Raw genomic sequence first — 13,294 nt, forward strand, 5'->3', positions numbered from 1 at the left:
CTTCTGGTGGCGCGCAGTATTACTCCGGAGTCAGGTCGAATCGCGAATGAGGCGTGACGATCTTGATCAGATTGAGTGACTCTTCGTAAAACACTGTGGTGCAACAGAATAGGATGACATGTGACCGGATCTATGAGAATGGCATGCGGTGCAAGAATTGTGTGCACTCAGTGCCGACAGGATGATCCGGGGCCGTAACTCCCGGAATTTCGGAATCATCCGTTTCTCTCTGTGCATCCATTGTGATGTTAGGCACAAGGGTCCGTCGTGTGGTAGCGAGCGGATTGCCGCCGTTCGAACCCGGCCTCCTCGATCTCGACGACGGACGACAATGCCGAAGCCCTGCACCGGGATGTCCGGGGCAGGGCTTCGGTCGTACTACGGCGGGTTACGCGAGGGTTCGCGCAATGCCACGCTCGATGGCCGCAATGATCTGCGGACGCAATTCTGCGGCCGGCACAATCGCGTCCACCGAGCCGACCCGCTGGGCGCGCTGGATGTTGTGAATCGCCTCGAACTCTGCGGCGACCTCACCGAGCTTCTCGGAGCGCACGGAGGTCCGCAGCGATGCGAGTTCGACACCGAGACGTGCTTTCTCGCCATCCTCTGCCGCCGCCACCTGGGCCTCGAGCTCGACGACGCGCGAGTCACTCGCCGTGCGCTTGTTCACATCGCGGGTGAAGACCACGGCCGCGGCGGGTGCGCCACCGAGGACCGAGGCGAACGAACCCTCGACTGCGAGAACTTCCATGTTCTCGTTGAGCGCCCCGGAGAACACGACGAACGCACCACCGTGGTATCGGGAGACCACCACGAATACGATGGGTCCGTCGAAATTGACGATCGCGCGGCCGATCTCGGCACCATTCTCGAGCTGCACGTTGCGTAGCGACTCGGGGGAGCCGTCGAAGCCGGACAGGTTTGCGAGCACCACGAGCGGACGGTTGCCGCTCGCCGCGTTGATCGCACGCGCAGTCTTCTTCGACGACTTCGGGAACAGTGTGCCCGAGGTCCACTGGTCGGGGCCGTCTGTCGGGAACCAGCCCTTACGAGCGATGGCCCGCGACTCGATGCCGATGACGGATACCGCATGGCCGCCGAGGTGGGCATCGAACACGACCGAGGTGTCGGCGTCCGCCATGTCGGCCCAGCGCTCGAGTACCGCGTGATCCTGGTCGACCACGGCACGCATCACCGTACGAATATCGAACGGCTTCTTGCGGTCCGGGTTCGTCTCGGAGGAGAAGATGTCGCCGACAGTGGTGAAGTCGCTCGACGGATGCACATGAGGGTAGACGCGCACGTCGCGGTCGATCGGGTCGGTCGACTCGGCCCTGCGCGGGAACCGCTCGCCCGGCGCGATGAATGCGTGGGCGTAGTGACCGAAGAGCACCTCGATTGCGGCAGACAGGTTCGGGGCCCAGTACTGGGCCTGGCCGTTGGGGCCCATGACGCGGTCGTAGCCACCGATACCGAAGTTGTCCTCGGCGGACACACCACCGGAGTAGTCCAGCGACTGCTTCCCGGTGAGCACCATCGCGCTGTCCGGCGTCATCACCAGAATGCCCTTGGTGTGCATGAGCATCGTCGCTTCGGCGTTCCAGTAGGGCTGCGCACCGACGTTGATGCCGGTGACGACGACGTTGATCTCGCCGCCGTTCTGCGTGAAGGTGATGATGCGGCGCAGTGCACGCGACACCCAGTCCATGTTCTCGGTGCCGGAGTCCATCGAGATCGTCGCACCGGACGACAGGGCGAACCACTCGACGGGAGCGCCGAGCTTCTCGGCGAGGTCGACGGCGGCGACGACACGGGAGCATTCTGCCTCCGCGACCGTGCCGAGCGCCTTGGTCGGGTCGCCGAACATCGCGACACGGGTCATGCCCTCGGGATACAGCTCGGTTGCGGCGGTGACGACACCGACGATGAGGCCGGCCTTGTTGCGACCGTACGGTCGGTCGGTGGGGGCGAACTCGCCGGACTCATCGAAATCGTACTCGACGAAGCTGCCACCGTTGCCGGTGAGCAGCGGAATCAGCTCGTAGGGGTACACGGTGTTGCGGGCGCGAGAACGCTGCACCTTCTGTGTGTACTCGTCGAGCGGCTTGAGCGGTTCCTTCGGCGGATCGGTGAGACCCACGACCACACCTGCACCCGAGCGGTACGAGAATCGCAGCGCGACCTCACGGGCGGGCTGCTCCTGCCCCTCCCGGAGCCAGCCGATGACGGTGATCTCCTCGAGTCCGGCGCCGACGGTGAGTGGTGCGGCGTTCTGGGCGGTCCGGCGCAGTTCGTCGAACGTCAGGTCCACGACCGGCCAGACGAACAGCACGACGCGGTTCGCGTCGAGACGGCGACCACCGCGGGCCGCCTGCGCACGTCGCATGCCGTCGAGCGAACTCGCGAGCGCCCGCTCGAACGCAGGCAGGCCCACGATCGCACCGGACTCGTCGCGCTGCGGTGTCAGATCCCGCACCTCGGCGAGGGCGATGAACCGCTCGTCGGACGGGTTGTCCTGCGAAACGATGTGATACAGGTACGTGTCCGGATTCGCAGGGAGACGTGTGCCGTCGAAGTTCTTCAGGCGCCACAGGTCGAGACGCTGGCCGGTGAGCGGATGGATGTCGCGGATGTTGGTCTCTTCCGCGTATCCCGTCTCGTAGGGGCGGAACGTGAAGACATGCTCCTCGGCATTATCGGTGTGGCACACCGTGACCGTCACGCGACGCGCGGTCGCGGTGACGTCCTTCGCGGCCAGCGCGGTCTGCAACGCCTGCGCCTGCGCATCGGAGTCGCGGGGAGCGTCATTCCACGCCAGGTAGAGATCGATGACGAGATTCTCGGTGCTCGGCAGCGGTGTCGCGGCGCCTTCGACGGAATCGAGCAGCGCAGCGAGGTCGGAATGGGTGGCCTCGGCCGAGATCAGGTACAGCCGGGTGCCGCGCAGATCGAAGTTGCCGGTGACGAACTGTCGACCGTCGCGGATGGTCGACTCCACGTCCTCGAGGGTGCGGATCTTGTACGCCCGCCGAGTGATCACTTCGAGGAGCGGGCCGGGAACCGACTCGGGACGCGAAATCTGCTGCGCGAGCAGATCGATGAGCGGCTCCGGAGTGGCGACCAGCGACTCGATCCGCTCGGCGTAGTCGGCGGAACCCTGATGCTCGGCGAGGTGGGCGAGCGAACCGCGCACACCGTCGTACACCTGCTCGCGAGCCTTGCGGATCACCGGCTCCTCGAAGAAGCGGTAGCGCAGGTTGCGGGCGGTGTCGCCGATGACGGGGAAGCGGACCTGGGTGGCGACGATGAGGCGATCGAGAACTTCGTTGAGTTCGCCCGACACACCGGACTCGCCGGTGCCGTGCTCGAGCCAACGATCGAGGAGCGCCGAGACCACGGGGATCTGCGCCTCGATGCGTTCCTGTGCGCAGAACAGCCGGTAGACGGCCTCCTCGAGTTCGGGTGTGCGCTCGAGCTCGACGACGTCGTAGTGACGCAAAGCGCGTGAAAGGCGTCCGCGGAAGCTCTCGGGCAGGCCACCGACCTCGACGTCGAGCGACTGGAGATACCCGTGGAAGAACTCGCGGGGACTGTGTACCTTGTCGTCGCTGTTCTCCTCATCCTGCGTCGGACGGTTGCGCGACAGTTCACAGACGTCGGCGAACGTGGTGAGCAGTGCGAGTTCGGCGCGCACCAGGTCGCAGGACGCAGCCTTCGCGGTGAGTTGCTCGTACTCGCCGAGCAGGGTTGCGGTGCGCTCGGCAGAGACGTCGTAGCCGGTGATCAGTGCTTCGAGCCGGTCGAGGCGAGCGTGGGCGTCGGCCACCGCGTCGTCGGTCAAGGCAGGTGCGGCGGTGGGGAACTGCACCCGATCGGCCACCACCGTTGTGGTCTCCTCGGCAATCTGATCGACGCGCAGTAGCGGAGCGCCGGCGTCGACCTGGCCGTTGACAACCGCGAGGATCTCGCGGACCTTCCCCGCGAACGGTGCGCGGACCGCGGTCTCCATCTTCATGGATTCGAGGACGACCAGCGTCTGACCGGCCTCGACGTCGTCGCCCACGGCGACGGGCACGGCAACCACGACGGCCGGGGCAGGCGTGCGGACGACGCCGGCTTCGTCCTGGCTGATCTGATGGCTGGTGCCGTCGACCTCGACGAGGAAGTGTGCAGGTCCGGCGATCGAGACGATGTTGTGGCGTTTTCCGTCGAGCGTGAGACGGGTTTCGTATTCCCCGAGACGCTCGATGTCGACTTCGAGTTCGGTGTGGCCGGCGCCGATGCGGTAGCGGTGCGGACCGATCTGGCCGACGAGCAGTTCGTAGCCCTGGCCCTGGTAGCTCAGTTCGATCTTGCGGGCGCCGGTCTGGCCTGCTCGAGGGCGTCCGCCACGTGCCGAGGCGAGGAACCCGGCGCGAGCGCGGGCTTCGTCGGCGTCGTACACGTCGACGGCGGTTGCGAGGAGCGCGATATCGGCGACCTTCGTCGGTCCGGTGGCGGTGCCGGCGCCGGTGCGGTCGAGCCAGCCGGTGTCGGCGCTGGCGCCGACGACTTCGTCGCGGTTCAGCAGGTCGAGGAGGAACGATTTGGTGGTGGTGCCGCCGTCGAGCACGACGGTGGTCTCGCGGAGCGCCGTGCGGAGGCGGGCGAGGGCTTCGTCGCGGTCGCGGCCCCACGCGATGATCTTGGCGACCATCGAGTCGTAGTCGGGCGGGATCACGTCGCCCTGGGCGATTCCGGTGTCGACGCGCAGACCCGAGCCGAGCGGGAACTTGAGCAGCTGCACGGTGCCCGGCGCGGGGGCGAATCCGTTGTCGGCGTCCTCGGCGTTCAGGCGGGCTTCGACGGCGTGACCGAACTCGGGCGGACAGTCGCCGGGGAGCTGCTCGCCGGCGGCGACGAGGATCTGCAGCTTGACCAGATCGATGCCGGTGGTCGCCTCGGTGATCGGATGCTCGACCTGCAGACGGGTGTTGACCTCGAGGAAGGTGAAGATCTTCAGGTCGGGCTGGTACAGGTACTCGACTGTGCCCGCGCCGCTGTATCCCGCGGCGCGGATCAGGTCGGCGGACACCGTGCGTAGCTCGTCGGCCTGGTCCTTGGTCAGCAGCGGGGAGGCGGATTCCTCGATGACCTTCTGGTTCTTGCGCTGGATGGAGCAGTCGCGTACGCCGGGTGCCCACACGTTGCCGTGGTTGTCGGCGATGACCTGCACCTCGACGTGGCGAGCGTCGGTGACGAGACGCTCGATGAAGACGACCGGGTCGCCGAAGGAGCGCTCGGCCTCACCCTGGGTGCGCTCGAGTGCGAGTTCGAGCTCGTCCTCTGCGTAGACCTTGCGGATGCCGCGCCCGCCGCCGCCGGAACGGGCCTTGATGATCAGCGGGTAGCCGATCGCCTGAGCGTGGCGGCGCGCATCGGCGCGGTTCTCGACGGGACCACCGGACCACGGTGCGACGGGCACGCCGACCTTCTCGGCGAGGAGCTTGGCCTCGACCTTGTCGCCGAGTAGGCGCATCGCGGCGGAAGACGGGCCGATGAACGTGATGTCCAGCCGGGCGCACACGTCGGCGAAGGTGGGGTCCTCGGCGACGAAGCCCCAGCCGACCCACACCGCGTCGGCCTTCGCTTCGGTCAGCGCACGCTCGAGTTCGGCGTAATCGAGGTAGGGGGTCGCGGCTGTCGTGGACGGCCGGAGGGTGACACTCTCGTCGGCTTGACGGACGAACATGGCCCGTCGCTCGGCCTCAGTGTGCAGCGCGATCGTCGTGATGTCGTAGTTGTGCTCGGAGTTCAGCTCCCGGACTGCCCGGATGAGGCGGACTGCCGCCTCGCCCCGATTGACCACTGCGATCCGTTTGAACATACTCGTTGCCACCGTTCTCCATGATTGTGCGCACTACCGCGCTCGTCGAAGCTCAACCCCATTCGAGGAAGCCGAGTCAACCGAATGCTCGTCCCGCGTCACGGGCTGACAACGCGGCTGGGAACATGTATCGGTCGGCTCCTCGTGGTTGGCGTGGGCATGCGTGTCGGTCCCCTGCCCCGCGGACCCTGCCCCAGGGTGCCATTGGGCGGTTCGGACGGATCGTACGAGAAGCCCGCGGTTGTCGTCTGTGACAACGCCCCCTGCTTCGGGTGATCCGTCCGAAGAACAGCATGGAGCAAACATGAGGGTTTGTCACGTTTTGGCGATCGACCGGTCGAGGGTGGTGGCAGGGCCGACTGCTTCGGCGGGAGATGGTGCAGTGCTTGACTTCCCGGTTGTGGAGATGAACTGCGTGGTGGCATCGCGATGAGTCGCGTGAGGCATACTGTGCGGTAACACCAGTGGGTAACTTGGGGTCGGTCCGGAGTGTCTCCGTGTCCTTCATGGATAACCTGTTGTGGGACAACGGAATTTGAGGTGTCGCAGGATTCGGGGCGGCACCCGGTGACGGAACCTACCCATCTTTCGGAAATCTGCCGTGTGACATCCATCACCGCAGTTCAACGGCGCCTTCGGGGCCGGGGCTGCCTCACGCGCTTCCTTCCTCGCCTCCGTGCGATCCCGTGGTCGAGCCTGGGGAGCATCGTGGTACCAGTTCGCTGTCGAAGAATTCTGGAACAGTGGAGGTCGACAGTAACCGAGGAGGGGCACGATGACCGAGTCCGACAAGTCGAGGCATTCCGCGTCGTTCGAGTCCCGGCTCGAACGACGCGAGCGGATCGCCGCCCAGGTTCGGCGGTGGTGCGAACAGTGCCGCATCGACGGCCATCACGATCCATTGTCCGATGACGCGGCTGTCGCGATCGCCTCCGGCTACCTCGACGAACCGGCCAGATCGGTGCTTGCTGCCCGTCGGCGTCTCGCGCGCCGGATCCCGGACGTCGGCGGGGATGTCGGGGGTTTCGGAGAGCTCCGGCGCCTGACCGATGAACGGGAGAGGTTCGCTGCCCGTGCTGCGGCGCAGCGCCCCGGCGTGTCTCGGCTGATGCTCGAGCATCGGGCGAGCGAGTTCGACAAGAGAATCCGAGCGGTGCAGCACTCGATCGTGCATTCCCCGGCGCACTACGCGCAGGGGGTGCGCGCGGTGCGCCGGGAACGCCGCGACGGCATTCATCTCGAACTCGAGCAGCGCGAGGCGTTGTTCCGCGCATTGCAGCACACCCCCGCCCCGATCCCGGTGGCTGCGGCGGAGCGCGCCCGCGACACGGTACTGGGTATCGCGAGCGACCGCGTGGTCCGGTGGTCCGAGCGTACGCCTGCGGCGGACGTGGGACGGCGCGCCGCCGAGGCACTTGTCCGGCAGGTGCCGGGCGAAGTGGATCACTTCGTCGATCGCTACGACACCCTGCTGTTTCTCGCGGGGACCTTGTACGACCGTATCGAATCGTCGCCGGCCTGGCATTCCGAACACCTTGCCGTGCAGCGCTCACAGCTGAACCTCACCGACGAGCTCGCCCAGATCGCCACCGACACGATCGCACTGCGAGGACTGCTCACCGAACTGGACGACGCGATCGACAGCGCGCCTGCCGCGCGGACGGGGCTCGAGTCCCGGATTGCGGCGCTCGGCACCGTCTGGGAACAGCTTCTCGACCGGGTCGCGGCTCTCGCTCGCATCGGAGACCTTCTCGGATTCGCAGACAGTCGGATGAACATGGTGGAAGTTGCGCAGCGGACGGCAAGCCTCGACGAGCGGATCGACGACCTCATCGGGCGCTCTGGTGCGCGCGAACTCTCGACCGACAACACGAACTTCGTCGGTGACCAATTCGGTGGTGCCACTGAGACGATAGGTGTACTGCAATCCGCGCTTCTCGGCGACATCGCGGAGCTGACAGCGAAGGAGTGACGTCGCGGTTTGTGAATGAGCACAAGGCCGGATCATGCGTCACATATAGGTCGGATTCGGCTTCGATAATTGTGAGCCGAGCCACTGATCGACCGCTCGATTCGGTGTTAGCGTCCGTCGCGTTCGGGTGGGGGGACGAAAGTGACGCGAGGGGCAGAAGTGATTTTTCGCAGCGGATTGAAATCAGCCGTGCTCGGTGGTGTGGCAGCGATACTGCTGGCGGGTTGCGGTTCCGGAGGCACGGTGACCGTGGTCGATGATCCGAAAATGGAATCGGAGCTCGACACGGTTCTCACGTCGGGACAGCAGCGGAGCCTCGGTGAGATCGCGGAGGCCGGTGGTCTCGATCGCGGCTCGTGGGATCGGATGTATCACTTCAGTGCGCCGCTTCTGGTGAGCGAGATCAACCGCGCGCTCGATACCGACGGCGTGGTGTGGGAAGGGCTCCCCGGCGACGAAGCCAAGGGGATTATCGTGTTCACCTCGGGCGGTGAGGTCGTATCTGCCGTGATCGACCACAAGCCGGCGGTGGTGCTCTCCGGATACGCGACCGCAGACTCGATGGTGAGTCGCGACCAGGCAATTGCGGACTACGAGCGGGTCGCGGTGGAATCGCAGGGGCGCTGAGCGGGCCCCACGTCACTATTGTCCACATTCCCGGTGTAGTTTGCTGCAGCGACGTGTAGCAACATTTTCCGGAGGAGTGCGCTGGTGGCGCGGGTAATTGCAACAATCAACCTCAAGGGTGGCGTCGGCAAAACCACGATGACAGCCGCTCTGGGCGAGTTCATGGCGGCCGAGTTCGGCCAGCGGGTGCTGCTCGTGGATCTCGATCCGCAGACCAACCTCACCACGATGATGATCGGAGAGGAGCGGTGGCGGGAACTCAACGAACTCGGCCGGACGCTTGCCACGCTCTTCGCGCGTGCTGTGGACCCGGACGCCGACGCATTCGACATCGAGAAGGCACTCCAGCACGACGTTTCTCCCGTGACGGCGGTGCGTGGAATCGATCTGCTCGCATCCTCGCTGGATCTCATGGAGATCCAGGAGGGCCTGAGTTTCCAGCAATACGCCGATCCCGAATCGCGTCGGCCGATCGAGATCCTGCGATCTACGCTCGACCCGATCGCCGACGACTACGACTACATCCTTGTCGATTGCCCACCCAACCTCGGGATGCTCACCCTCAACGGACTCCGCGCCGCCGACGGCTACATCGTTCCCACGATTCCGGACATCCTGTCCACCTACGGGATCCCGCAGTTGCAGCAACGGGTGGAGAAGTTCTCCGCCCGCACCGGTCATTCGATCCGTGAACTCGGACTGGTGATCACCAAATACCGCAGTGCCTCGAGCCTGCACCGCACTATCATCGAGCAGCTTCAACGCGACGACACGATAGCCAACGTCGTTCCCGCGTGGATTCCCGAAGCGAACCAGATCGCTGCGTCGGCGGAGTTCGTTCCGTACGGCACGCTCAAGCGCAAATACGGTGGCGCCGGACAGTTCGATGCCCTGCGCATGTTCACCGAAACGATCCTGATGAATGCGCAGGTGTATCTGTGAGTAGCGAAGCCGGCAGTGGTGTGCCCGACGCCCGGTTGCAGGTTCGGATCGGCGAGGCGAGTGCCGCGCTGCTCCGGCTCAACAGCACCGCGCCGCATGCAGCCGGATCCCTCGCTGCGCTCGTCCGGGTGATCGCGGACGAAGCCGGACGCAATCAACGATTCGCCGACGCGATCGTCGGTGCGCTCGAGCCCGCCGCCACATCGGCAGATGCCGTCGCGGCTCCGGACTTCGGGTGCGAATCGGCCGGGCACGCTCCGGCCCGGAAGGCGCCGGCTCGCCGCGCCAAACGCGCCCCCGGTCTGTTCGACCCGTTCGATGCGTTCCGTGACGGGGGAGAAGCGGGTCTGCGCCTCGAACTCGCACCGCTCGAGGTCGACCGGTTGAAAGACATCATCGCCGAGCACGCGATGGACTACGACAAACTCGCAATGCGCTGGCGCACCGCGTCCAAGCTGCAGGAACGCATTGTCGAGCGGGTCAAGGCCTTGTCCACCAAGGGAGACGCTTTTCGGTGACCGGTACCGGGGCTTTCCGACATCCGTAATGTAACCGTATGGTTGCTCCATGGAAGAGTCAGCCGACAGGGGCATCCGGGCGTTCGTCACCGATGTCGTTCAGCGAGGCGGAAGCGCTGTGCAGCTGAAGGGCTCTCGTTCCGTGCGGGTCAAGGGGGTGGACGGGCACAGTTGCGTCGTGCGAGTGCGATCGACTACCCGGGGACAGTGGATGGCCCGTCGACAGGACGGCACACCCGGTAGTGATCCCACAGGGTCGTCGTACTGGGTGTTCGTGGACTTCGCCACGGACTCCCCGGAGTTCTACATGGTCGAATCCGACGAGGTGGAATCAGGGATTGCGGCGGACGTCGAACTGTGGCTCGCCGAGCGTCCCGGCCGCGTACCCACCGGAAGTCATCCCATCCCGATGAGCAGTGTCGCGCACGGGCATGATCGGTGGGACCTGCTCAATCTCAACGGAGTACGCGACTCTCGTCGTCATAAGCAGGTGTCGCAGCCGCGAACCAGGACCGCGAAGGCAGCCGCGCCGGCCACCGTACCCGAATTCGTCGACCCCAGAACGGCAATCGTGTCGGACTTCGGCGGATATCGGATCCACGCGCGCTTCGACCCGACGAACAGTAGCGTCGAGATCACGCGTGGTCCGATGGAAGGCCGCCGATTCGGTCATCCCACCGCCGCGGCGAACGCCGTCACGAAATTCGTCAGCGATGACGACGCCGACTATGACGGCTGGACTTTCTGGCGTCTCGACGATCGGTCGGGTGATCCCCTCGGAAAGCGCCTGTTGCACAGCGGATAAGCAGAATCGTAGTTTCTTCTGGGTCGATGGCACCCACAGCGCTTGACGTAGGTGCCGGAAATGCTTGTTGGTGTACCGGAATATCGGACGTCAACCAGCATTTCCGGCGCCAGCGTCAGCCGCCGAGCGCAGCTCCCGCCGGCCCGAGATCGAGGAACACCGTTTCGCCGCTCGCGTCGTCGAGCCCGTCGTTGTCGGTCACGACGTACAGATCGCCGTTGCCCGCAACCGCGACACCTTCGACCTTCTCCTGCACGTAACCGCGGGTCGCCTGCAGGTCGGGCAGCAAGTCGCGTGCCAACGTCTTCGGCAGCACCTGCGGAGTGTCGTCGGCCGTGGTCACTCCGGCATCGGTGGGAATCTCGACACGATAGAGCGCCTTCACGCGGGCATCCGGTCCGTTGAGCTTGTCCCGCTCGAGGATCAGCAGTGCGCCGTCGTAGACGACGATCTCGGACAGACCGATCCAGTCGCCGTCGGCGTCGGTGCTCTCGAGTTGGTAGCCGAACCACTCCCACTCGCCGCTCGCGGGCGTGTAGCGGCCGATGCGTGCGACTCCCGTGTCGTCACTGTCGAGTTCGCGTTGCAACACCACCCAGATGGCGTCCCCGTCGACGGCCACTCCTTCGAGGCCTTGACCGCCGAGTCCGGCCGCAATGTCGTCGGGCAGCGCGATCCGCTGCTCGATGCTTCCGTCCGCGGCGACCATGACCAGTTCGTTGCCGGGGCCCTCGTCGCCTTCGACAGCAAGGACGAACCCGCCGTCGGGGCGGGCCGCAAGCCCTTCGACGTCGAGCGCGACGGGCTCGTCGTTCTCGGTGACCACGAGTTCGCTGTCGATCAATGCGGGCGTCTGCGATACATCCACCCCGAGAACCCGTGCCGGCCCGTACGCAATATCGGTGGCGGTGAACAGCCGGTCGTCGTCGGCCGGGTCGGCGCTCAGGGCACTCAGCGCACCCCATCCGATCGGGATGCCGTCGATGTCGCCGGAGGCGATGGACGGGAACGATGGGGTTCCCGAGTTCTGCGCGAACGCGTCACCGTATCCGTACACACTGACCGAGGCGCGGACCCGGGCCTCGGCGTCGTCCTTCTCCGATGCGATGACCAGCAGATCGCGCTGGGGGATCGGAAGGATCCCTTCGGGGCCCGGTGTCGTCGGGAGAATCTGGACGAACTCGGGTGCGGCGGGGTCGCTGACGTCGTACACCGCGACGAAGTTGCTGCGTTCCGATGCCACGAGCGCCGTCGGCCGGCCTCCGATGTCGGTGATGGCGAGCCCTTCCGGTTCGGGACCCTTTGCTTCGGCTCGGCCCTCGATGTGAAGACCGGTCCGCACCGCAAGCTGGGAAAACGAGTTGCCGGCGTCCCAGACCACGTCTCCGGTCGCGGCGTCGAAGACGGTCCAGCCGCGAGTGCCACCCTTCCAGTCGCCCTCGTTTGCGGTGGCAAGGTGGTCGTCGCCGATCCACCCGATGGCGTCGGGTTCGCGTGGTGTGTCGGAGATCGACCCGGTCTGGTCGAGCACACCGTCCTCGGCGGTGTCGATCCCGTCGACGGAGACGGATCCGGCGTTGAAGATCGAGGTGACCTCGCCGGTGGGGCCGTCGATGATCGCGACGCCGTTGTTTTCCTGCAGCGTCAGCGCGACCTGGCCGCGGGAGTTGATGCTGACGTATTCGGGCTCGAGGTCTTCGGGAGTGTCGAGGCCGGCGTCACGGGCCTGTTCGACGTCGAAGTCGACCTTGCGTGCCGTCCACGCGGTCGGTTCGCCGGTCAGGTCGATGAGCTGCAGGAAACCCGTGGGTGCCTGCGGGAGGTCGCCTTCCTCGGCGCCGTCCGGGGTGAACTCCTCGTCGCGCTGGTTCTCTATTGCGACCGCGGCGAATGCGCCGTCGGGACTGATGGCGATCGAGTCCGGCTGACCACCGAGGTCGATGCTGTGGACGCGCGTGCGGTCGCTGACCCGCACGACGTCGATGCGGCCCGACGGATTCACGAAGTCGCCGCCGCTGGTGTCGACGACGACGAGAACGAACTCGCCGAATGCAGCCACGGAGGTCGGCTGGTCGTCGGCATTGCCGAGCTCGACCAACGACAGGGTGCCCAGGCCAACGGGAGTTGCAGGGTCGCGCAGGTCCACGAACCCGACGCGCTTGGCTGTCGCATCCGTGTAGATGACGGTGTTGCCATCGGGGGTGACGGTGGAGATCTCGGCGACCGTCTCGGTCTCGAGAGGTTCGTCCGCGGGACGGTTCTCGAATACCGGGTAGGTGGCCTGCCGGTGGTACCGCCCGGAATCCGGGACATTCCAGTCGATCGACGACGTGGCCCGCGGAGCGTCCTGGGCGGGTTCGTCCGATGAGCCACTGTCATCGGTCGAGCATGCGGCCGCCATCAGCGCTGCGATCGCAGCGATCGCCGCGAGGCGGCTTCGGTTCGTCGTCGTCATTTGTCCTCATCGTTCGGTTTCAGCTCGATCGTGCGAGCCTTTCGCCCGCGGATGACCCGATGGGGATTTCTGGATGAACGCCGGGCATCGGACAAGTGTCCGAGGATTC

The 13,294-nt window shown here is 65.7% G+C and carries 7 protein-coding genes; 5 read left to right on the forward strand and 2 right to left on the reverse strand.

Annotation, left to right across the window (positions count from 1 at the left end):
* Positions 1-388 precede the first annotated feature (388 nt).
* Positions 389-5,866 carry an ATP-binding protein gene (locus ACZI8W_RS02540; RefSeq protein ID WP_463367042.1) on the reverse strand — a complete coding sequence of 1,826 codons (5,478 nt, stop codon included), beginning with the start codon at positions 5,864-5,866 and terminating at the stop codon, positions 389-391.
* A gap of 775 nt (positions 5,867-6,641) precedes the next feature.
* Here ACZI8W_RS02540 and ACZI8W_RS02545 point away from each other — a divergent pair.
* The 5 genes from ACZI8W_RS02545 to ACZI8W_RS02565 all read left to right on the forward strand — a co-directional run bounded on the left by ACZI8W_RS02545 (position 6,642) and on the right by ACZI8W_RS02565 (position 10,730).
* A complete protein-coding gene (locus ACZI8W_RS02545; protein ID WP_463366899.1) occupies positions 6,642-7,838 on the forward strand; it encodes a hypothetical protein in 1,197 nt (398 codons plus the stop codon).
* Between the two features lie 159 nt (positions 7,839-7,997).
* Positions 7,998-8,465 (forward strand): hypothetical protein, encoded by a 468-nt coding sequence (locus ACZI8W_RS02550; RefSeq protein WP_463366900.1) that lies wholly within the window; start codon positions 7,998-8,000, stop codon positions 8,463-8,465.
* A gap of 84 nt (positions 8,466-8,549) precedes the next feature.
* The gene (locus tag ACZI8W_RS02555) at positions 8,550-9,407 is read left to right on the forward strand and encodes a ParA family protein (protein WP_463366901.1); all 858 of its coding nucleotides are present in this window, start codon (positions 8,550-8,552) and stop codon (positions 9,405-9,407) included.
* A complete protein-coding gene (locus ACZI8W_RS02560; protein ID WP_463366902.1) occupies positions 9,404-9,925 on the forward strand; it encodes a hypothetical protein in 522 nt (173 codons plus the stop codon). The genes ACZI8W_RS02555 and ACZI8W_RS02560 overlap by 4 nt, the downstream gene beginning before the upstream one ends.
* Before the next feature lie 49 nt (positions 9,926-9,974).
* Positions 9,975-10,730, forward strand: a complete 756-nt coding sequence (locus ACZI8W_RS02565; RefSeq protein WP_463366903.1) for a hypothetical protein — start codon at positions 9,975-9,977, stop codon at positions 10,728-10,730.
* A gap of 115 nt (positions 10,731-10,845) precedes the next feature.
* Here ACZI8W_RS02565 and ACZI8W_RS02570 read toward each other — a convergent pair whose 3' ends face one another.
* A complete protein-coding gene (locus tag ACZI8W_RS02570; protein WP_463366904.1) occupies positions 10,846-13,185 on the reverse strand; it encodes an esterase-like activity of phytase family protein in 2,340 nt (779 codons plus the stop codon).
* Positions 13,186-13,294: the final 109 nt, after the last annotated feature.

The organism is Rhodococcus ruitaii (assembly GCF_055230935.1).

Excerpts from the sequence above, each read along its gene's own strand:
- ACZI8W_RS02540 (WP_463367042.1), bottom strand. The coding sequence starts at position 5,866 with ATGTTCAAACGGATCGCAGTGGTCAATCGGGGCGAGGCGGCAGTCCGC.
- ACZI8W_RS02545 (WP_463366899.1), top strand. The coding sequence starts at position 6,642 with ATGACCGAGTCCGACAAGTCGAGGCATTCCGCGTCGTTCGAGTCCCGG.
- ACZI8W_RS02570 (WP_463366904.1), bottom strand. The coding sequence starts at position 13,185 with ATGACGACGACGAACCGAAGCCGCCTCGCGGCGATCGCTGCGATCGCA.
- ACZI8W_RS02565 (WP_463366903.1), top strand. The coding sequence starts at position 9,975 with ATGGAAGAGTCAGCCGACAGGGGCATCCGGGCGTTCGTCACCGATGTC.